The 19,933-nt window shown below is 67.3% G+C and carries 22 protein-coding genes and 1 tRNA gene; 10 read left to right on the top strand and 13 right to left on the bottom strand.

Annotated elements, in window-relative coordinates:
* Nucleotides 1-38: 38 nt before the first annotated feature.
* Both HSR6_RS07850 and HSR6_RS07845 read left to right on the top strand, forming a co-directional pair.
* On the top strand, nucleotides 39-812 hold the full coding sequence (locus HSR6_RS07850; RefSeq protein WP_070365352.1) for a nucleotide-binding protein: 774 nt from the start codon (nucleotides 39-41) through the stop codon (nucleotides 810-812).
* A complete protein-coding gene (locus HSR6_RS07845) occupies nucleotides 809-1,333 on the top strand; it encodes a hypothetical protein (protein WP_070365351.1) in 525 nt (174 codons plus the stop codon). Before HSR6_RS07850 ends, HSR6_RS07845 begins: the two co-directional genes overlap by 4 nt.
* On the opposite strand, the gene HSR6_RS07840 is transcribed toward HSR6_RS07845, so the two are convergent.
* Together HSR6_RS07840 and HSR6_RS07835 are read right to left on the bottom strand one after the other, a co-directional pair.
* Nucleotides 1,334-3,157: a type II secretion system F family protein gene (locus tag HSR6_RS07840; protein WP_070365350.1), complete on the bottom strand. Its 1,824-nt coding sequence runs from the start codon at nucleotides 3,155-3,157 to the stop codon at nucleotides 1,334-1,336.
* Nucleotides 3,154-5,202, bottom strand: coding sequence for a type II/IV secretion system ATPase subunit (locus tag HSR6_RS07835; RefSeq protein ID WP_071933283.1), 2,049 nt, complete (start codon nucleotides 5,200-5,202; stop codon nucleotides 3,154-3,156). The genes HSR6_RS07840 and HSR6_RS07835 overlap by 4 nt, the downstream gene beginning before the upstream one ends.
* A 228-nt stretch (nucleotides 5,203-5,430) precedes the next feature.
* Here HSR6_RS07835 and HSR6_RS07830 point away from each other — a divergent pair.
* A tRNA-Ser gene (locus HSR6_RS07830) sits at nucleotides 5,431-5,515 on the top strand.
* A 108-nt stretch (nucleotides 5,516-5,623) separates the two neighbouring features.
* Here the strand turns inward: HSR6_RS07830 and HSR6_RS07825 are convergent.
* The 3 genes from HSR6_RS07825 to HSR6_RS07815 form a co-directional block, all read right to left on the bottom strand.
* Nucleotides 5,624-7,189, bottom strand: coding sequence for a succinic semialdehyde dehydrogenase (locus tag HSR6_RS07825; RefSeq protein WP_071933282.1), 1,566 nt, complete (start codon nucleotides 7,187-7,189; stop codon nucleotides 5,624-5,626).
* A 53-nt stretch (nucleotides 7,190-7,242) separates the two neighbouring features.
* Nucleotides 7,243-8,769 (bottom strand): 2-isopropylmalate synthase, encoded by a 1,527-nt coding sequence (locus tag HSR6_RS07820; RefSeq protein ID WP_071933281.1) that lies wholly within the window; start codon nucleotides 8,767-8,769, stop codon nucleotides 7,243-7,245.
* Nucleotides 8,770-8,852: 83 nt separating this feature from the next.
* The gene (locus HSR6_RS07815) at nucleotides 8,853-9,200 is read right to left on the bottom strand and encodes a DUF192 domain-containing protein (protein ID WP_070365346.1); all 348 of its coding nucleotides are present in this window, start codon (nucleotides 9,198-9,200) and stop codon (nucleotides 8,853-8,855) included.
* 58 nt (nucleotides 9,201-9,258) lie between these two features.
* On the opposite strand from HSR6_RS07815, the gene HSR6_RS07810 reads away from it, so the two are divergent.
* From HSR6_RS07810 to HSR6_RS07800, 3 genes are read left to right on the top strand one after another with little or no spacing between them, the layout of a single operon-like run.
* Nucleotides 9,259-9,777 carry a DUF7097 family protein gene (locus HSR6_RS07810; RefSeq protein WP_071933280.1) on the top strand — a complete coding sequence of 173 codons (519 nt, stop codon included), beginning with the start codon at nucleotides 9,259-9,261 and terminating at the stop codon, nucleotides 9,775-9,777.
* 41 nt (nucleotides 9,778-9,818) lie between these two features.
* Nucleotides 9,819-10,370, top strand: a complete 552-nt coding sequence (locus HSR6_RS07805; RefSeq protein ID WP_070365344.1) for a GMP synthase subunit A — start codon at nucleotides 9,819-9,821, stop codon at nucleotides 10,368-10,370.
* Between the two features lies 1 nt (nucleotide 10,371).
* Nucleotides 10,372-12,234 carry a DUF2070 family protein gene (locus HSR6_RS07800; protein WP_070365343.1) on the top strand — a complete coding sequence of 621 codons (1,863 nt, stop codon included), beginning with the start codon at nucleotides 10,372-10,374 and terminating at the stop codon, nucleotides 12,232-12,234.
* Nucleotides 12,235-12,247: 13 nt separating this feature from the next.
* Here HSR6_RS07800 and HSR6_RS07795 read toward each other — a convergent pair whose 3' ends face one another.
* Nucleotides 12,248-12,484, bottom strand: coding sequence for a DUF3194 domain-containing protein (locus tag HSR6_RS07795; protein WP_070365342.1), 237 nt, complete (start codon nucleotides 12,482-12,484; stop codon nucleotides 12,248-12,250).
* On the bottom strand, nucleotides 12,485-12,874 hold the full coding sequence (locus tag HSR6_RS07790) for a prefoldin subunit beta (RefSeq protein WP_070365341.1): 390 nt from the start codon (nucleotides 12,872-12,874) through the stop codon (nucleotides 12,485-12,487).
* A gap of 114 nt (nucleotides 12,875-12,988) precedes the next feature.
* Between HSR6_RS07790 and HSR6_RS07785 the strand changes: the two genes are divergently transcribed.
* Entirely contained in the window at nucleotides 12,989-14,062 is a 1,074-nt protein-coding gene (locus HSR6_RS07785; protein ID WP_071933279.1) for a S1C family serine protease, read from the top strand.
* Here HSR6_RS07785 and HSR6_RS07780 read toward each other — a convergent pair.
* The 4 genes from HSR6_RS07780 to HSR6_RS07765 are packed head-to-tail and all read right to left on the bottom strand — an operon-like array spanning nucleotide 14,055 to nucleotide 15,505.
* Nucleotides 14,055-14,294 carry a KEOPS complex subunit Pcc1 gene (locus HSR6_RS07780; protein WP_070365340.1) on the bottom strand — a complete coding sequence of 80 codons (240 nt, stop codon included), beginning with the start codon at nucleotides 14,292-14,294 and terminating at the stop codon, nucleotides 14,055-14,057. The genes HSR6_RS07785 and HSR6_RS07780 overlap by 8 nt on opposite strands.
* Entirely contained in the window at nucleotides 14,294-14,428 is a 135-nt protein-coding gene (locus tag HSR6_RS07775) for a DNA-directed RNA polymerase subunit P (protein ID WP_070365339.1), read from the bottom strand. Before HSR6_RS07775 ends, HSR6_RS07780 begins: the two co-directional genes overlap by 1 nt.
* Nucleotides 14,429-14,734 (bottom strand): 50S ribosomal protein L37ae, encoded by a 306-nt coding sequence (locus HSR6_RS07770; RefSeq protein WP_070365338.1) that lies wholly within the window; start codon nucleotides 14,732-14,734, stop codon nucleotides 14,429-14,431.
* A 45-nt stretch (nucleotides 14,735-14,779) separates the two neighbouring features.
* The gene (locus HSR6_RS07765; RefSeq protein ID WP_070365337.1) at nucleotides 14,780-15,505 is read right to left on the bottom strand and encodes a DUF2103 domain-containing protein; all 726 of its coding nucleotides are present in this window, start codon (nucleotides 15,503-15,505) and stop codon (nucleotides 14,780-14,782) included.
* 88 nt (nucleotides 15,506-15,593) lie between these two features.
* Between HSR6_RS07765 and HSR6_RS07760 the strand changes: the two genes are divergently transcribed.
* Entirely contained in the window at nucleotides 15,594-16,649 is a 1,056-nt protein-coding gene (locus HSR6_RS07760) for a hemolysin family protein (RefSeq protein ID WP_070365336.1), read from the top strand.
* Nucleotide 16,650: 1 nt separating this feature from the next.
* On the opposite strand, the gene truD is transcribed toward HSR6_RS07760, so the two are convergent.
* Nucleotides 16,651-17,958, bottom strand: coding sequence for a tRNA pseudouridine(13) synthase TruD (gene truD, locus HSR6_RS07755; protein WP_070365335.1), 1,308 nt, complete (start codon nucleotides 17,956-17,958; stop codon nucleotides 16,651-16,653).
* A gap of 39 nt (nucleotides 17,959-17,997) precedes the next feature.
* Nucleotides 17,998-18,336 carry a peptidyl-tRNA hydrolase Pth2 gene (pth2, locus tag HSR6_RS07750; RefSeq protein WP_070365334.1) on the bottom strand — a complete coding sequence of 113 codons (339 nt, stop codon included), beginning with the start codon at nucleotides 18,334-18,336 and terminating at the stop codon, nucleotides 17,998-18,000.
* Nucleotides 18,337-18,425: 89 nt separating this feature from the next.
* Here pth2 and dcd point away from each other — a divergent pair, with 89 nt between their 5' ends.
* Nucleotides 18,426-19,016 (top strand): dCTP deaminase, encoded by a 591-nt coding sequence (gene dcd, locus HSR6_RS07745; RefSeq protein WP_070365333.1) that lies wholly within the window; start codon nucleotides 18,426-18,428, stop codon nucleotides 19,014-19,016.
* Entirely contained in the window at nucleotides 19,013-19,933 is a 921-nt protein-coding gene (locus HSR6_RS07740) for a thiamine-phosphate synthase family protein (protein WP_071933278.1), read from the top strand. Before dcd ends, HSR6_RS07740 begins: the two co-directional genes overlap by 4 nt.

The following is a 19,933-nucleotide window of genomic DNA, read 5'->3' as shown; positions in this document are numbered from 1 at the left end:
CCCGGACGAATTCGGGACGGTGAAACACGGAGGGAGCGATGGTAGAGGTCCTCGCGGTGGCCTCTGGGAAGGGCGGCACTGGAAAGACGACGGCGACGCTCGCGCTCGGGATGGGCCTGGCCGAGGAGTACGACGTGACCGTCGTCGACACGGACACGGGTATGGCGAATCTCCTCTTTCACGCCGGCCTGGCTGACGTCCCGGTGACTCTGCAGGACCTCCTCGTCGGCGAGGGCGACCACCCAGTCTCCGAGGCGGTCTATCACCGCTTTGGCATGGATATCGTGCCCTGTGGGACGAGCCTGGAGGCCTTCCGGGACGCGGATCCGTCCCGACTCCAGGACGTGATCGCGACCCTGGCCGAACGGACCGACGTGCTGCTGCTCGATTCCCCGGCCACACTGGGAAGCCGGGATGCGGTCCTGCCGATTGTCATCGCCGACCGGATCGTCCTGGTCGTCCAGCCGACGATCCCGGCGATCACGGACGGCCTGAAAGTGCAGGAGTACGCGACCGCCTACGGGACCGACGTGGCCGGCCTGGTCTTCAACAAGGTCCACGATCCCGAGGAGGTCTCTCACATCACGGATCGTGCGGGCGAGTACGTCTCGGGACCAGTTCTGGGCGCGGTCCCCATGGACGAGGCGGCCCGGGAGGCACGGAAGGCGGGCACCCCACTTCTGGCCCACGCTCCCGACAGCCCGGCCGGGTCGGCCTTCGCCTCGATCGCGTCGGCACTCGACATCGAGGCCGCCGATCCGGACCGCGTGGCCGATCGGTTCCGGAACGCCGTGATCCCGGACGCCCCATGAGCCGGCCGGACGGACAGGCGCGCTTCGACCGCGTCGTGATGGACGTCGGCGAACCGCTCTGGGAAGCACTCGAAACCGAACTCGTCGGGTACGGTGAGATCCAGCCCCAGGCCGGCCTCTTCGGGGACGGGGCCGGTCGGTGTGTCCTATGGTTCGACGAGGGTGTCCCGGTGAGCGTGCGCCACACGGGGACGGGTCGGAGTGGCTCCGAGGCCCTCGCCGACATCGCCGAAACCGGTCCCTACCGCGTTCGACTCGTCGAGACCGCCGACGTCGAGACGGTTCAGCACGGTGAGATTCCCCCGGCGGCCCCCGCCAAGCGGGTCGTCGGGGACGCCGACCTCGCCGATCGAACCCGCGAGGCGGCCGACGACCCTGAACCGGCGGAGCCGGACGCCGAACTCGACGCCGTCGAAGCCTTCCTCGCCGACGACGAGAAGATCGAGGCGATCCAGAAGCGGGCGGCGATGGAGGCCCGCAAGCGGGCCGAGGAGTGGGGTTTCGACGTCGCCGAGGAGTGATCAGACGAGGCCAGCGAGTCGGAAGCCCACCCAGGTGATCCCGACGAGCACGCCCGAGTGCAACAGGGCCTCGTAAACTCCACGTCCGGTGAGCCCGGCGAACCAGCCACTGGCGAGCATCGTCGCCTGCGTGAGGACATAGAAGAGCGGCCGCTTCTGGCCGGGCGCTTCCATAGCCGTCACCGTCACGCCGGCGACCGGGCCGGTGGGACTGGCCGTATCGAGCACCATCAGGTTCACCGCGACGACGATGGCCACGATCAGCAGGGCAACCGTCCAGCCCACCAGGATGACCACGGGAAACCGGGAGCGGCGGGCCCGATCGGCGTGAACCAGTCGCCCCGTCTCGGTCTGGAGGTGGGCCACGGCCGTCCGGGCGTCGGCCCCGGCTTCGATGGCCCCGATGGCCAGCCCAACCGTCCGGCCCGCGAAGGGCGTCCCGATTCGGCCGACGAACCGTTCGAGGGCCTCCGTCCGGCCGCCGGTCGGTCCGTGGACGAGTTTCAGATCGACGGCGAGCTTTCTGATCGGCTCCTGGAGCGGGCCGTAGGACTCCTCGGTTGCGATCTCCGCGACGGCCTGACGGAGGGGGCGACCGCTCTCGAGTCGCTCGGAGAGGCTGTGGACGAACCCGGGGAGCGCCCGATCGATACGGGCACGTCGGCGGGCCCGTCGCACGTCGACGAGCCCAGTTGGGACCGCGACGGCCACGTACGCCCCGAGGAGCAAGGTGGATACTGCCCCTCCAGACAAGAGTCCCCAGCCGAGTGCGCCGAGGGCGACCGGGAGCAGGACGAGCAGGGCGTTTGTCGGGTTGCGAGGGCTCGATTGCAGGACCGCGATCGGGCTCTGTGCTGGGGCCGGAGCAGCCCAGCGATGACCGCTCGGTCGGAGCAGGAAGGCAAACAGCGCTGCCACGGCCCCGAGCAGGACGATCCCGGCGCTGCCGACCCCGGCCAGGAGCCCGTCGAACTGTGGGCGGCCGAGTTCGAGTGCCGTTGGAAGTGCATCCGGGAAGACGATCGACACGCCGGCCAACCCGAGAAGAAGGAACAGCGGCCCGACCAGTAGCAGCACGAACAGCCCCACCACCGTCCGGAGGTACGACGCCTCTCGTCTGTGTCGTTGTTCGTCCTCGACGGCGAGCAGCCGACTCTCGTCGGCCAGAAACTCTCTGAGTGCCGCGTTTCCCTCGCGACGCCGTTCGATGAACGTCAGGAGAAAGGGCGCGAGTGACTCTGTCGCGGGTGTGTCACGGGCCTCCCGCCTGATCGCTGATTCCACGCTCCCCGTGAATTGCTGCCGACGGCGGATCCGTCTCGCGCTGTGGGCCATCGCGCCGTGTACGCGCTCGTTGTCGGCGATTCGCTCGAAGAGCCGGGCGGGATCGACCGTTCCAGCCGCCGTCACGTGCAGATACCTGACCGCCCCCGGGAGCGTGTGCTCGATCTGTGTTCGGCGCCGTCGGACGAGATACTCCAGAGCGAGACTCGCTGTCCGCCGGAAGAGGTACTTGGCGAGGCCCCCAGCGATCAGCCCGATAGTCAGGCTGCCCGCCAGGACGGCCCCGAATCCGTCGATGGCGGGGAGTGTGAACGGGGCCGATCGGAGGAACCCACGAGCGGCGATGGCTCCTGTGGCTCCAGCAGCGAGGGCGACGAGCCAGGAGAGTGCGTACTGACGGAGCAGATAGGTCTCGAAGGAGTGGGACCGCCCGAGGGCCGCAAAGCGGGTGCGGTCCCGTTCGTGGCGAGCCGAATCGACGTGTCGGCCGAAGAGCCGAAAGACGACCTGGCCGAGTCGGTTACGAACCCGCCGGCTCATTGCTCCCGATTTCGGATCCGTTCGATGGTCGCAGCCTCGTCCGTCCGCAGATCGGCGAGAAAGCCCATGAGGCGCTCCCGGTCGGTCGAGCCCTCGGTCAGGAGGTACTCGACGTACTGGCGGCGTCGCTCGAAGGCGACCGCCGGTGGACCCACCCCGGTCTCGGGACTTGCGGCCAGTGTGCGAGCGAACCGGCTGGAGAGTGACCCGTCTCCCTCGGTGTCGAAGAGCCGCTCGAACTCCAGGCCCGGGTTTCGTTTGGCACCCTTGTCATCGGGCGATACTGGGACCCAGCCCGTCGCGGTTTCGTCCGCGTCCGGCGCTGGCAGCTCGATTACGAGATCCACACCGGCCGTGAACTCCTGGACGATCCCGGCCTGGGACACCAGGTGGGCAAACAGGGACCGATCGGCAGCTCTCGCCGCCGCGAAGGCCGGCCGGCCGCTCGCGACGACACTCCCGAGTTGTTCCAGGGCCTCGGGGGTGTTCAGCCCGCTCAAAACGGCGACATCGGGGTGCAACGCGTCCCGCTCGATGCGCCGGTCCCGCACCCCGTTTTGCCGAGGGACTGTGATGGCCGTTTCGTGTGGCAAGTCGACCTGCGACCCCCCGGCCCCAATCTCGACCGGGCGGTCGGCGGCGGGGATAAACGGCGTGTGCGCGCCCAGTGCGGCGGTCGGTTCGGCATCCACCGGGCCCACGAACACGACCGTGCCCCGATTCGCGGCCGCGGTCCAGATTCCCGCGACGAGCTCGGGATCAAGTTGGTTCCGTTCGACGAGCGCCATTGGGGTCGGGGGCGTCTCGCGCTCGGCCGTGATCGAGACGTGCCCGCGCTCCGCTCTGTCGGGCAGGGACACCGAGCAGTGCATCTCCCGACGACCCGACTTCGTGTCCCGTTCGAGTGTCACGGTGGTGGCCGGTCGATGGACGCTCAGCTCGACGCCACCCTCCGCTGCGAGCGAGCGGGTCAGCGCGACGAACTCCGCCGTATCTTCGATCGAGAGGGTAGTCGGCATCCGGGTGTCCCCGACCGTGGTTCCCCGATGAGAGACGACCGTGATGCGGTCGCCGACCCGGTTGACTTCCACCGACCGGACTGCGGGATCACGAAGTGGAATCGTCAGCTTCCCGTCCCCGAGCAGGTCTCGAAGCACGTAGTAGGTCAAGGCGTCGAGGCGCTCGCTGCGGGACGCGGGGGTCAGCGATCCGGAACGGGATCGACGGGGGAGCGGAAGTCGATCGGCCAGGCGGGCAAGTGGCCGGGTCCCGATGCGACGGTTGAGCAACGTCCGAGCGCGTTCGGCCACGCTGTGGACCTCGTCGTCCAGGATCCCGGCGGGCGGGGATTCGAGGAGGCGGTCGAGGACGGTCTCGATCAGCGCTCGATCCCCGGGAAGCAGGTCCGGCTCCTCGACGACGTAGCTCACCTCGAAGGTGTCCGCGCCCAGGAGGTGTCCGCGGACCACCGTGACCGGGATCTCGAACCCGGCGAAGGGGACTGTCTCCCGACGCAGGCGCTCACCGAGAAACCGGTCGAGGAAGGGCGTGTCGTCCGGCAGGTCGGTGATCGCGGGCGCGAAATCCCGGGTGTGAACTGCGAGCCGATCCGCGTTCGTATCAGCGATTCGGACCCGGTCGTCAAGCGCCAGCGGCGTCAAATCTCCGAGGGCCCGCAACGACGCGAGCAGGTGGTACTGGAGCCGTCGTCGGCTGGCCGGTCGGCGACCGTCGAGTTCCGGCAGCCGGTCCCGGAGGCGACTGGGCAGGCCGTCGCTTACCCGCTCGACGGCTCCCGCCCGGGTTCGTGGCCGGCTGATCGTGGCGTCCTCGAATCGGCGTTCGATCCGTTCCTGGGCCGCTTTTTCCCGTTCGCTCAATGACGGTGTCCGGGTGTGATACCGATATCCCTCGCCCTGTTCGCTGACGGTCGCGACGATCCCGTTCGAGACGGCGTACTGCGAGCGGACCCCTGGGGCGTACCAGGCCGTCCGCTCGTCGGGTGGAACCGGCCCCGGAACGGATGCCGGCAACTCCTCGCTCATGGGCCCCTTTGCCCCGCCCCGGTTTGTAAACGCTCCCCCATCGGGGCAATAGTATATGAAAATTGATGTGCCAAAATCTGGAATCGATAGACGATTGTAGCGGCATAAAAATCCCCGTCCCCGATACCTATCGGGAATCCAATAGTGGTGTCGATGTGTGGCGCTGCCGGGTTGCTCCCGATTCGGAACCGAAACGGACAAAGGGGCCTGCAGGTAACGATTAGCTGCGCCGAGGTAGCCTAGCCCGGCCAAGGCGGTTGCTTCGAGAGCAACTGTCCGTCAGGACTCGTGCGTTCAAATCGCACCCTCGGCGCTTTTCTACAGGCTGAGCAGGCCGAGTGCCTCGGGGTCGCCGGAAGACGGAGTCTTTCGGGATGACGAGAGACCTTCGGTCTCTCGAACCACTTGACCCCGAGGCGGTTCACCGCAGTCCAGGTAGCCGATCGAGGAGCCGAAGCAACCACACCATTCCCGATTCGTACCACCCATTCGGGAGCCAGCGCGGGGGGTGAATCGACGGCCCCCGTTGTTCGGAGACCGTTCGGGCTTCGGTGTATTTCAGCACACCTTCCGGGCCGTGGCGCCGCCCAATTCCCGAGTCCCGCATGCCGCCCATGGGTGCGTCGATCGACCCCCACGCGGGAGCGTAGGCCCCGTTGACGTTGACGGTCCCACACTCGATCCGGCTGGCGAGTTCTCGTCCTCGTTCAGGCGTGTCCGTAAAGATGCTCGCGTTGAGCCCGTAGTCGGTCTCGTTGGCCATTTCGACGGCCTCGCTCGTGGCGTCAAACGGCTCGACAGTCACCACGGGGCCGAACGTTTCCTCGCGGGTGATAGTCATCGAGGAGTCCACGTTCGTCAGAACGGTCGGTTCGTACACGTACGGACCGACAGCCGGACGATGTCGGCCGCCGACCTCGACTGTCGCCCCGGATTCGGTCGCGTCTTCGACGTGAGCTTTTACCGTGGCCAGCTGCGCTGGGCCGATCAGCGAGCCGACGTCCGGCCCGTAGTCGTACCTGAGCCCCAGTTCGAGTGTGTCGATCCGTTCGACCAGCCGCTCCACGAACGGGTCGAACACCTCTCGGCTCACATAGAGTCGTTCGAGGGCGAGACAGAGCTGGCCGGCGTTCCCGAACGAGCCGTGGATCACCGCCGCGACAGCCCGATCCAGATCCGCGTCGGCGAGGACGATCATGGGGTTCTTGCCACCGAGTTCGAGTGTCGCGTCGATCAGGTTCTCCCCGGCGCGACTGGCGACCCTTCGCCCGGTCCCCGTACTCCCGGTGAAGACAACGAAATCGACCCGATCGACGAGTGCCGGGCCCACTGTCCCACCCGGCCCCGTCACCACCTGGAAGACGTCCTCCGGGAGGCCAGCCCGTCTGAGGAGGGTCCACACCAGCAGGGCGGTAAACGGGGTCGCACTCGCCGGAGTCAACACGACGGCGTTGCCCGCGAGTAGCGCTGGAATCGCATCAGCGATCGACAGGGTCAACGGATAGTTCCACGGCGAAATGACGCCGACCACCCCCACCGGCGGGTGCTCGACGGTCGTCCGGGTCAGGAATGGGATCGCACCCCGTCGGGGTTCAGGTTCGAGCAGGGCCGGTCGGTGCCCGTAGTATCGGGCGGTGTTCGCGACGTCCAGCAACTCGTTGAGGGCGTCGAGGCGGGACTTCCCGGTCTCCAGTTGAATCAGGTCGAGTACGGTGGCTCGATCGTCGAGGATCGTTTCATGAAACCGGCGGAGGATCCGGGCGCGGGATTCGACCGGGAGATTCGCCCAGGACTGCTGGGCAGCACGGGCCCGGGTCACTGCTTCGGCCACGTCGGTTTCGGTTCCGGACGGAACCGACCCGATTTCGGCATCCATCCCGGGGGCCCGGACCGAAATGGATTCCCGCTCGCCGGCCGTCCGAACCGTGTCAGCGAGTCGGGAGAGCTCGCTCTCGGAGACGCGTGGCGGGAACTGGGCGACTGTCATCCTATCACGATAGGTCCCCGCGTCCCAATAGTGTCGGGGGCCACCCGAACGTGTCAGTCGTCGGCCGGGAGCGCTGGGTCGTCCTCGGTGGCCAGCAGGCGATCGAGCCCGTCGACGATCGCATGGACGCTGCCCAGGGTGATGTCCGCCTCGCTGCCCGTCGCGGCGACCGAGCGATCACCCCGCGAGAGGGTCACCTCGACGGTGACGACGGCGTCGGTGCCGCCGGTGATCGCGTCGACGTGATACTCCTGGAGGTGGAAGGTCAGATTCCCCAGGGCCTTCTTCACCGCCTTCATCGCGGCGTCGACCGGCCCGCTCCCGGTGCCGCTCGCGACCCGCTCGGCGTCGCCCACGCGCAACCGGACGCCCGCGGTCGGGGTGCTCGACCCGCTGGTCGCGGTGAGATCGAGCAGTTCGACCTGGCGCTCGCGGTCCACGTCGGTCACGTCCTCGGCGATGGCGAGCAGGTCCGTGTCCGTCACACGCTTGCCGCGCTCGCCGAGGGCCTTCACCCGCGAGACGATCGCTTCGAGCTGGTCCTCGGTCACCGAGACGCCTTGCTCGTCGAGCGCGGCGCGCACCCCGGCCCGGCCGGCGTGTTTGCCCAGGACGAGTCGTCGCTCCCGCCCGACCGCCTCCGGTGGGTAGGGCTCGTACATGCGCTCGTCCTTGAGCGTGCCGTCGGTGTGGATCCCGCTCTCGTGGGCGAAGGCGTTCTGCCCGCTCACGGCTTTGTTCGGCGGGAGCTCCATCCCCATCGCGTCCGCGACCAGGCTGGAGAGGCCGTAGAGGGACTCGGTCTCGACCGTCTCGATGTCGTAGCCGTGCCACAGGGACACGACGACCTCTTCGAGGGCTACGTTCCCCGCCCGCTCGCCGATGCCGTTGACGGTCGCGTGAACGAGGTCCGCGCCCTCGCCCACGCCCGCGAGCGCGTTCATGAGTGCGAGGCCCAGGTCGTCGTGAGTGTGGACACTTACCGGGCCCAGGTCGGCCAGGCCGGCCACTGCCTCGGCGACCTGGTCCGGGCTCGCGTGGCCGACCGTGTCGGCGTAGGCGAACCGGTCGGCCCCCGCGTCGTGGGAGACCGCCGCGAGTTCCTGGAGAAAGTCGGGGTCCGCCCGGCTCCCGTCCTCGCCGATCACCTCGACCCAGAGACCGTGGTCGGTGGCGTACTCGACGAGTTCGGCCGTGGTCTCCTGGACCCCGGTCTTCGTGGTTCCCACCTTCGTCTCGACGTGGCGGTCGCTGGCCGGCACGACCAGGTTGATGCCGTCCACGTCGGCATCGAGCGCGAGGTCGACGTCGTGTTGGACCCCGCGCGCGAAGCTGGTCACCGTCGCGTCGAGGTGCTGGCTGGTGACCTGCTCGATGGCCCGCTGCTCGCCCGGGCCGGTACAGGCACTGCCCGCCTCGATGACCGAGACGCCCGCGTCGTCCAGTGCGCGGGCGATTTCGACCTTCTCGGCCGCCGTGAGGGACACACCTGGGGCTTGCTCGCCGTCCCTGAGCGTGGTATCGAGGAGCTGTACGTCGCTGTCGGGGGGTGCGTTAGATTGCACCCGCAATAAATCGATCCGTGGTCATCGCTGCCACACGTCCTCGAATGCGACCTGGCTACTTAAATTACACCAGTCGAACCCGGGATGCAATATTTGCGTTACTCCCGCAGTTCCACGCGATCACCGGGCGATATCGCGTCGGCCGTGCCCGCGGGCAGTTCGACGATGCTGTCCGCGCGATGGCGCTCGAACCCGGTCCAGGGCTGGAGTCGCGAAACGGCTGTCACCGTCCCGTCGACGAGCCAGAGCACGTCGATCGGGACGCGGACGAAGAGCATGTGGACGCCGCGTGTCTTGGCTGTCTCGAAGGGAAAGACCAGCCCATAGGACGCTGGGAGCGACGAGCGGAACATCACGCCCTGGAGTTTCTGTCTGAACGAGTCCGCGACCGAGACGTCCGTCGCGAGCGTGCGTGTCTCGCCGTCCGCGACGTGTACGAGGGGCACAAGGGCGCTCGGACCGGCGGGGCGAAAAGAATTCCTCTCTGCCGTTCGATTTTCGACCGTGAAGCGGACGCCAACGGGAACCAGCGTTGGAGTCGATGACCCCTACGCCCACGCGGGGCCCTGCGATCACGTCACGAGCGAGGGGCGGTGTCGATTCCCGCTGGACCACCCCGGAGCGGACCCCACGTTCGCCGATCGACGGCGCGCGGCCGACTTCGAGTGTCTGGTCGGTGCGGCCGAGCGTGACTGGCAGGACTGTCCGCACTACCGGGACACGAGCACCGCCGAGAAATGTGCCCGCTGTGGGCTCGAAGAGCGTCGCCAGGCCCACGAGGACTCCCGGCCCCTGCTCGAAGCCCACCACCTCGTGTATCCCGACGAAAAAGCGGTCTCCCACGAGATCACGGTCACGCTCTGTCGCTGGTGTCACGCCGCCGTGCACGACTCCTGGGGACGAATCGACGACGACGCGAACCCGGCCCCCGAGGCCCTGGCCGCCGCGGAGGCCCGTCGGAGCGAGGAACTCTCGGAGCTGTCCTTCGAGTCGGCCGCGGACCGGTTCGATCGGGAGCCCTGAGAACGAATGGGTTTTTGAGTCCGTCCCGGGTAAGTCCGTCAATGATCGATATCCACGTCATCGACAATCACGGCCAGTTCACCCATCTGGAGCACCGGATGCTCCGGGATCTCGATGGGGTCTCGACGGAACTGATCGACAACGAAACACCGCCCGAGGAGATCGACGCCGACGGGCTGGTGCTCTCCGGTGGCCCCTCGATCGAGGAGACGGGAAACTCGGCGGCGTACCTCGATCTGGACATCCCCGTGCTCGGTATCTGTCTGGGCCATCAGCTCATCGCTCAGGAACTCGGCGGCGAGGTCGGCGAGGGCGATTACGGCGGGTATGCCGACGTCGAGGTCCGGATCCTTTCCGAGTCGGATCCACTTGTCGGGTCGCTCGCGCCCTCGATTCGAACCTGGGCGAGCCACGCCGACGAAGTCCTGACGGTGCCCCCGGGCTTCGAGCGCACCGCCGAAAGCGACGTCTGTGGCGTCGAGGCGATGTCGGATACGGACCGGGATATCTACGGCGTGCAGTGGCACCCCGAGGTCGCCCACACCGAACGGGGCGAAGAGCTGTTCGCGAACTTCCGCGACATCTGTCAGTAACATGACCACGAACCAGGGCGAACTGGCCGGCCTCTCCCGGTACATCTTCCGGACGCCGCGCTGGTACTCCACGATGGCCGTCGGCCTGCTGGTCGCCGCCCTGGTCGGCGTCGCGGCCTTCGACTCCCGGTATATCTTCGAGGACGCCTGGCTGGGGGTCTTCTATCTGGGCGTGCCGACGGTCGTCGCGAGCGTGCTGACGGCCCCGATCGATCGGGCGCTGGGCGGGCAGTTCACGTTCAACCGTTCGACGCTGCTCGCGACGGTGAGTCTGCTGATCGCCGTGTCGGTGCTCACGGCCGCCGGCCTGCTCGCGGCGGTTACGAGCCTCGGGCAGAACTTCGTCTACGACGCGCTCATCGGGGCGCTGGCGCTCATCTTCGCGTTCCGGTTCCTGGTGGTGCATGCGGTCTCCCGGACCCATCCGCTGTCCGCGATCCTCCCCGCGAGCGTGCAGACTGGCTTTGCCGGGCTCTTCCTGTTCGTGTACAGCGGCACGATGAACTACCTGACACTGGGTGGTGGCCCGTACTTCCAGGCCCTCCTGTCTCGGCCCAGCCACGCACCGCCGGAGATAACGTACGCGTTCGTCCCGGGCGATTTCACGCTCCTGATCGGGATGTCGGCACTCTACACGGGGGTGGCCTACGCCTTCCTGCGCATTCTGGATCGCCCGTGGCGACGCAGCCTCGACGTGAGTTCGCTTGACTTCCTCCGTGGGTTCATCGGCCACATCGCGGAGGGCTCTCGCGAACTCGAGGACTTCTTCGAGGAGATCGGTGAGGAGGCGGTCGTTCCCGTGACGGTCCTCTCCTTCCGGCAGCCGGACGGCGAGGAGAAGGCCCGCTTTGTCCTCCCGATGATCCACCCCGGCCCGATGGGAGACATTGGGGGTGGGAACCTGCCCCAGCGGGTGGCTGAATCGACCACGGGGTTGGCTTTCCCGCCCCACGCCACCGCCGGGCACGACTTCAACCTCGTGACCGAACGCGAGGTCGAGACCCTGATCGACGCGGCGGATCGGGCGGCCGAGCAGATCGAGTACGGCGACAGCGGGACTCGTCCAGTTCGGGTGGACGTCGGTGAGGCCTCGGTTCTCGGCCAGCGCTTCGGGGACGACGCGCTCTTCGTGAGCACCTTCGCGCCCGGCTTCGCTGACGACATCGCCTACGCCGTTGGCCTCGCGGCGGGGGCCGAGGCCCGGGTCGAGGGAATGGACGACGTGCTCGTCGCGGACGCACACAACAGCAACAACGGCCTGCAGGGCGAGGATCTGGGCCACGTCGTGCCGGGGAGTCGCCGCTCCTTCGAGTTGATACAGGCGGTCAGCGACACGGCCGCCTCCCTCCAGGCGGAATCGACCGGCCCGATGGAGCTCGGCACGGCCTGGGACCCCACGAACTGGCGGCCGGAGGAGGGGATCGGCCCGCTGGGGATCCGGGTGGCCGTCCTGTCGGTCGATGGCGAACAGGTCGCCTACGTGCTGATCGACGGGAACAACATGGAACCGGGGCTCCGGGACCGCATCATCGCGGCGATCGACGGCGTCGACGCCGTGGAGGTCATGACGACGGACACGCACATCGTGAACACGGTTCGGTCCTCGAATCAAGTCGGCGGCGCGCTGGATCAGGACCAGCTGATCGACCGCGTGGTCGAACTGGTCGATCGCGCCCGCGAGGACCGCGAACCCGTCGAGGCCGGGATGGCCACGGAGATGGCGAGTGTCACGGTCTTCGGCAACGACCGGACCGAGAGCCTGGCCAGTCAGGCAAACGCCGTCATTTCGATGGGTGGGGGCCTGGCGGCTGCGGTCATCGTCGCGACGGCAGCCGTGACACTGCTCATCTTCTTCCTCACCTGAAAACCGCGGGGGCCTACTGCTCGAAGAGGTCGTCGACTGCGTTCCCAGCCGCCCGCGCCGCGTCGTCCGCAATCCGTTCCAGGTCGGCCTCGACCTCGGGTGCGAGTATCGAGACGTCGACTTCCAGGACCTGGTCTTCGAAGGAGACGGTGACGTCGATGTCCTCGACGTCAGACTTCTTGAGGCGTGAGAACACGTACCCGTGGGCGGCCTCGCTGGCCGTCTCCACGACCGTGTCCGAATCGACCATTCAGACGCCGTCGGGGGACGGCGGGCCGCCACCCATGCCGCCGGCACCGCCGGAGAGGAGCTCCTGCAGTTCCTGCTGGAGTTCCTCGAACTGCTCGCGCACGCGGTTCTCCTGTTTCTCCAGGGTCTGTACGCGAACTTCGAGCGTATCGGCCTTGTCCTCGAGTTCGGTCTGGGCCTCGTCGTACTCGGTCTCGACGAGCAGCTCGCCGACCTCCCGGTACATCGTCGTGCCGGGCTCGATGTTTTCGAGTTCTTCGAGGGCCGTCTCGGTCTCGGTGAGCTGTGTTTCGGCCTGCTGTTTCTGCATCGAGACCTTCTGGGCAGTCTCCTGAAGGTCTTCGAGTTCTTCGACTTTCTCCTGTGCTTCCGGCGGAAGGTTGCCCTGCATGCTCGTCCGGAAGAGGGGCCGACTGAAAAGTCCCCTGTTGTGTACCTCCCCATGAGAATCGCCCCCGACCGCCGGTCGGCACACTTGTAGGGACGGCCCGAGTACCCCCCGTCAATGCGACCCCTCCTCTCTGCATTTGTAATCGCGGTGTTTCTCGGGGCCCTCCTGGGTGCCGGAGCCGGTATCGTGGTGTTCGGCGCCGATGCTGGCCCGTCTGTCGACCCCCCGGCACCCGCCGAGACGGGGGCCACCGATGGGAACCTGACCGAACTCTACGAGCAGACCGCCGATTCGGTGGCGAAACTCCGCGTCGAGACCGACGCCGGCACCTCTCAGGGATCGGGATTCCTCTACGATCGACGCCACGTGGTTACGAACGCCCACGTCGTCCAGGGCGCCACCGACCTCACCGTCCAGTTCTCGGACGGTGCCTGGCGCACCGGAACGGTCGTCGGCACCGATCCCTACACGGACCTGGCGGTCGTCCGCGTCGATTCGGTACCCAACGGAGTGGAGCCACTCCCGCTTGCGGAGTCAGTCCCCCGACCCGGCCAGCCAGTCGCCGCCTTTGGCAGTCCCTTCGGCTTGCAGGGGACGATCACCCACGGCATCGTGAGCGGGGTCAACCGCTCGATGCGAGTAAACGGCGGCTTCTCGGTCCCCGACACCGTCCAGACCGACGCGCCAGTCAACCCCGGAAACAGCGGCGGCCCGCTGGTGTCGATGGACGGGACTGTCGTCGGCGTGAACCGGGCCAAAGAGGGTGACAACATCGGGTTCGCCATCTCCGCGCGGCTCGTGGAGCGGGTCGTGCCCGAGCTTATCGCGGACGGCTCGATCACCCACTCGTTCGTGGGAATTCGGACGGTTCCCGTGACACCCAGCGTCGCGGCCGAAAACGATCTCGAACGGGCGACCGGCATCGCGGTCGTCGAGACCACGGCCGACGGGCCTGCCGATGGCGTGCTCCAGGCCGGCAACTGGACTGGGACCTCGGCCGGCGGTGTGCCAAGCGACGCGGACGTGATCGTGGCGATCGACGGCCAGCCGGTTCACAGCCAGGAGGATCTCAGCCGGTATCTCATGCTACACACTCGCCCCGGCGAGACGGTTTCGCTCACGGTCTATCGCGGGGGCCAGCGGCTCACCGTCGACGTGACACTCGGGGAGCGACCGTCGCCTACCTGATCGTCTGAACTGTTTCCGCGACTTCGAGCAGGCCAAGCCAGGTGTTCTGGCCGGCCCGAAGCGCGACTGGGTCGCTGGCTCGAACTGTCAGTTCTAACTCCGCCCCCGCTCGGTCGAGACTGACAGTGGTTCGGTCACCGGCGATCGCCCCGACTTCCGGGCGGAGGGCCGCCTCGATCGTGGCCGCGCGATCACTCGATCGATAGGAGAGTTCGACAGTCGTCTCGTGCACTACTCGACCTGGACTTCCTTGATGTCCCGGCTGCGCTCCTTCAGCAGCACGCGATGACCGCAGTAGGGACAGCGAACGCCACCGTACTCGTCGAGTTCCACGTCGCGCTTGCAGCGGGAGCACTTGTAGGACATCTATTCCTCCGTCGCTTCCTCGGTCGTGTCGTCTTCGGACAGTGCGGTGCGGATCGAACGAATGACTGCCCGTCCACCCGGTGTCTCGGGGCGGTACGCGCCGCCGGTGAAGGTGTACCCACAGGAGCCACATTCCCAGATGCCACTGCCCTGGCGGTCGACTGACGGGGAACCACACTCGGGGCAGACGTGGTCCGCGTGCATGTCCGCCTCGATCTCGGCGACGCGTCGCCGGGCCAGCCGCCCGTAGCGGGCACCGAAACGACCCGCACTGCCGGTCCGTCGACGTCGATCGGATTCGCTCATGGACTCGGTTAGTCAAAGCGCGGTTAAAAACGTGTTGTGTCCGACTCAGGATTCCCGCAGGTCCGCATCGATGAGGGCCTCGTTCAGATCCTCCCGCACTCGCTCGCCGGTCTCCCGATCCCGGGCCGTGGTCACGACCCGGTTCTCCTGGACGCTCGAGCCGTCCCGCAGTACGAGCCTGAGGTTGCCGTTCTCGTCCGAGCGGCTCACCTTCGCCCGGGTTCCCGTCCGGGAGCCACTCCCGCCCGCGTCGATCGGGCCCGGGACGACCTTCTTCACGTTGGGGTGGCCGGCGATCGTCTCGATCGCCCGCTGGCCGTCCCGACCCCCGATAACGGTCGAGTGTGACCCGCCGATCTTCTCCCGCGGTGGGGCGTCGATCACGTCCAGTTCGGCCTCGCCACGCCGTTGCAGAACTGTTTCGACCGGTTCGGATTCGGGAACCCGGTAGACGGGATAGTGGATCTGTTTCCGCAGCGCCTGGATGACCGTCCGGTCGCCGGTCACGTACACCGAATCGGGGCGTTTGCGCCGGATCTCATCGGCGATCCGACCCGCGAAGTTCCGGACTTGCACGGTCGAGAGCGTGGATTCGGTCTCCGGCGTGGTCGGGATCTCGGTTACCCCCAGCACACGCTCCTCGTAGAGCATCGTCAGGGTGGCCCGGTCGGGTTCGACGGCGAGGACGACGGCGTCGGCGTTTGCGGTGTCACAGGAGAGACAGTAGTCTCCGGGCCGGTCGAGCGGTCGTCCACACCGGCGACACGCCATGGGGGCTGTTCCTGCCGGCCGAGTAAAGGACTGCTGATCCGGGTCGCTGCCGTCCGTTTCAAGGTGGTGTCACCCGTCGGTCGAGACGATGGAGGCTGTCGAGATCACGCTGCGGATCCTGGCCGGGATCGCGCTCATCCTCGCGAACGGCTTTTTCGTCGCGATCGAGTTCGCTCTGACCCGCGCGAGACAGTTCTCGAAGGCGGAGTTCCTGGGAACAGGGAGTCGTGGACTCGAACGGGCCTGGGAGATGACCCAGGACCTCGAACTCTACCTTACGACCTGTCAGGTCGGGATTACCGCGTCGAGTATCGCGGTGGGGATCGTGGCCGAACCGGCGCTGGCGGCCCTCTTCGAGCCGTTCTTCCGGAACACGCTGTTGGCGTCGGTCGGTTCCGGCGGCATTCTGGCCTTTCTCATCATCAACCTGGTTCACCTGACTCACGGCGAGCAGACACCCACCTACCTGGGGGTCGAGCGCTCGCGCTTTGTCGCCCGGTACGGGGCGATTCCGCTCTACTGGTTCCACTGGCTCATGTCGCCGGTCATCACGCTGGGCGATGGCATCGCCAAACTGACCCTGCGGCTCTTCGGCATCGAGATGACCGGGGCCTGGTTGGAGGGCCGGGAGATCGAGAGTCGGGCCGATCTTCGTTCGGAGATGGACTCGATCCTCGCCCAGAGTGACATCGCCGCGGACCGTCGCGAGGAGGTGTTGAACGCACTGGATGTCGGCGAACAGCCGGTTCGTGAGGTGATGGTCCCACGCGATCGGATCGTCGCGCTCCGGACCACGGACACCGCCGACCGAAACCTCGATCGCATCGCCGCCACTCCCCACACGCGATATCCACTCGTCGGTGACTCGCTCACCGACTTCCGGGGGATCGTCTACGTCCCGGCGCTGTTCGAGGACGGGAGCGTCACGGCCGACGATATCGACTTCGAGGCGATCGCGGCCCCGCCGATGACACTCTCGCCGGACGTCGACGTGAGCGACGCGATCGACCAGTTCCAGGCCGAACACCAGGAACTCGCGCTGGTGTTCGAGGACGGTGCGGTCGTCGGGATGGTGACCGTGACCGACCTGCTCGAATCAATCATGGGCGATATCGAAGACCCGATCGACGTCCGGGACCGGTAGCTCAGAGCGCCCGGGGCGAGACCTTGAGGTACTCCCGGAGGAGGACAGTGGCGTAACTCCCCTTGGGGAGCCCGAACTCGAAGGTGAGCGGATCGTGCTGGATCGTCGGGTCCACGCGAAGCAAAATCGCCCGTCTGGTCCCGGTGGAGTGATACGGCTCTGGGAGCTCGAAATCCGCCGGCTCCAGCCCCAGGTCGGCCATCGCCTTCCGCTCGATTTCGCCCGGCTCGCCCGCGGCGAACTCGGTCTCGGTCCCGACGAGGGGGGCCGTGACGAACGCCCGGTCGCGCTTGCAATGACGGGCCATCACCTCGGTCCGACCCTCGGACACCCGCTGCAGACGGTCCATATCCGGAATCGGGAAGTCCGCCGGCGCGTCGGTGTCGGCGAAGGCGACCACGTCGCCGGCGACTGGTTCGTGGAACGGGAGCCCGGCGTCGAGTCGCTGACTCAGAATCCGGTTGAAAACGGCCGACTGGGCGGCGTTGACGAAGAGTCGCTGCAGGTTCTCGGGGAAGGTTCCAAGCGCCCCCTGGAAATCTGCCGGCGAGTCGACTAGCGTGTGAAGCATCGACCGCTCGTAGCGCAGACGGTTCGGAAAGCGATCCAGGGCCGTTTCCCAGTCCCGCGTTTCGGCGACGAACTCCCTGGCCTCCCGGGTGCTCGCTGGCTCGTGCGGGCTCGGATTCCCCAGGTACGCCATCACCGCGCCCTCCCAGTCCCCCCGGAGGACGGCGAGCCCGACCTCGTGAGTGATCGAGCGATAGCTGCCAAACCGCTGGTGGCCGAAGTAGTTCGGGACCCCGGGCCGGCCGCCGAACCGCGATTCGAGTTCGGTCGTGATCGTCTCGGCCCGGTTCGGGGCGTCCGGGTCCCGGACCACGACCGTAAAGTCGTTGCCCAGCAGGTCACCGAAGGCCAGCCCGCGACCGGCCCGCCCGAGGATCTCGATCTCCGCCCCATCGATGGCAGGGACTTCGGCCGGGTCGACGCCTTTGAGGGTAAACAGCTGGGTCGAGATCGCCCGCTTGTCCTTGGTGCCGGCCCAGCGAACTCGCTCGCGGCTCATCGAGAGCCGGTTCGAGAGCTCTCTGGCGAAGTCGTTCGTGTCCGTATTCCGCAGCGTGACCCGACAGACGAGCCAGGGGTAATCGCCGGTGTCGGTTTCGATGGGGTGAAAATCGAAGCGCTCTCGCTCGCGAACCCGGAAGTCAGCGGGTCGATCCCGGAGCCGGCCGCCGACGCCGTCGCTGTCGCTCGCGTACCACTCGATCCCGTAGGGGCGTTCTTCCTCGTGGGCCGGTCGCATCATCCGGAGTTGGCCCCCCGCGCTCAAAAGGCTCGGTTTTCAGAACAGGGAGAGCGAGCCCGTGATCCGGTCGACCGCGTCGTTGCCTGCGGGGCCGACGGACACGGTGGTCGGGGTGTCGGGGTCTAGCTGGGTTCGCCCGGCGTCCCGGATCAGCGCCGTGGGGAGGCCGGCGGCTTTGGCGTTCTCGTGGACCTCGAAGAGCGCCCGCTCGCCGGTGATCTCCAGGACGACCTTGCGCTGGCCCTGGTTCTTCCACTCTTTTTGCGCGTCGGCGGGGGCGTCCTCGTAGCCCGAAAGCGCGGCGTGGGCGACCTGGGCCGCGAGTTTCCCGGTGCCCATATCGAGGTCCGACCGGACGACGATGGCCTGTTTCATGCCCCGACTGACTGGGCGGACCCTCTTAGGCGTGACCCTCCGCAGTCGACGTCGGATTGCTTAAGGCACTTTGGCTCCCGAACTCCGGCATGATCCTCTCGGACGGCGACATCCTCGATCGACTCGAATCGGGGACTCTGGTCATCGAGCCACTCGATGACCCGGCGCTGCAGATTCAGCCCGCGAGCGTGGACGTGCGACTGGGCGAGGAGTTTCTGGAGTTCCAGCGGACCAACATCCCGAGCATCCACCCCCAGCGGGAGAACCAGGTGAGTGACTACGTCTCGGAGACCAACGTCGCCGAGGGCGAGGAGTTCATCCTCCACCCCGGGGACTTCGTGCTCGCGACCACCAAAGAGCGCGTCGAGATCCCCTCGGATCTCGTCGCGCAGGTCGAGGGCCGATCCTCGCTGGGACGGCTTGCCGTGATAACACATGCCACTGCAGGGTTCGTCGATCCGGGGTTTCGCGGCCGAATCACGCTCGAACTGTCGAATCTCGGGACCGCGCCGGTCGCGCTCTCCCCCGGGATGCGGATCGCACAGCTAGTGTTCACCGAACTCACTAGCCCGGCCCGTGAGCCATACGGCTCGGAGCGCGGCTCGAAGTACCAGGACCAGTCCGGGCCGGCCGCCTCGCGGATCGGCTCGGACGCCGAATTCGAGGGGACCCAGGAGTGAAGTTCCGCGCGGAGATCGTTGTCGAGGAGGTACTGCCCACGATCAGGGTCCTGCTCGCCACGGAGTTGCGCGAGCGGGGACTCACCCAGCAGGCCGTCGCGGCCAAACTGGGCCTGAGCCAGAGCGCCGTCTCGAAGTACGCCCAGGGACAGGTCGAGACCAGGGACACAGTCGCACAGGACGAGCGCGTTCAGGCACTCGTCTCCGAGCTAGCTACGGGGCTCGCGACTGGTGACATGCGGCCGGTTCACGCGCTCGTCGAGATCGAGGCCCTGCTCCGTCGGCTCTCCGGCCCGGGCGACATCGTCGCCGACCTCCACGAGGCGGCGGTCCCGGAACTGCAGGACCTGTCCTATGACTTCAGCGAGCCGGGCCCCGATCAGGCAGCTATCGAACGTGAGCGCGCCCGCTCCTCGGTTCGTCGGGGATTGCGTGTCCTCTCACAGACGCCGGGCGTTGCCACCCTCGTGCCACACGTCGGCTCGAACCTGGTCGAGTGTCTGCCGGGGGCCGCGAGCCGCGAGGACGTGATCGGCATTCCGGGCCGGATTCGGGACGTGGGGGGTCGGGTGGACGTCCCCGCGGACCCCGACTTTGGCGTCAGCGAGTACGTCGGTGGGGTTCTGATCAGCGCGCGTGAGGCGGGGAGTTCGGCCAGAGCCGGCCTGAACCTCGCCTACAGCGACGCCACGCTCGCGGCGCTCGAAGATGCGGGCCACCAGAGCGTCGAACTCGACATCGGGGCGGCCGATCTCGAATCGGCCGTGACTACAGCCATCGACGCCCACCCGGAGGCCACGGTGCTCTACCATCAGGGCGCGGTCGGCATCGAGCCGATCGTCTATCTGCTCGGCCCGGCTGCGGACGGCCTTGCACGCACGGTTCGGCGGGTCGCGACCGAACTGACCGAATCCTGA

This window comes from Halodesulfurarchaeum formicicum, from assembly GCF_001886955.1.
GTDB lineage: Archaea > Halobacteriota > Halobacteria > Halobacteriales > Halobacteriaceae > Halodesulfurarchaeum > Halodesulfurarchaeum formicicum.
The sequence above is the reverse complement of the archived record's forward strand: the minus strand, read 5'-3'. Positions and strand labels throughout refer to the sequence as shown.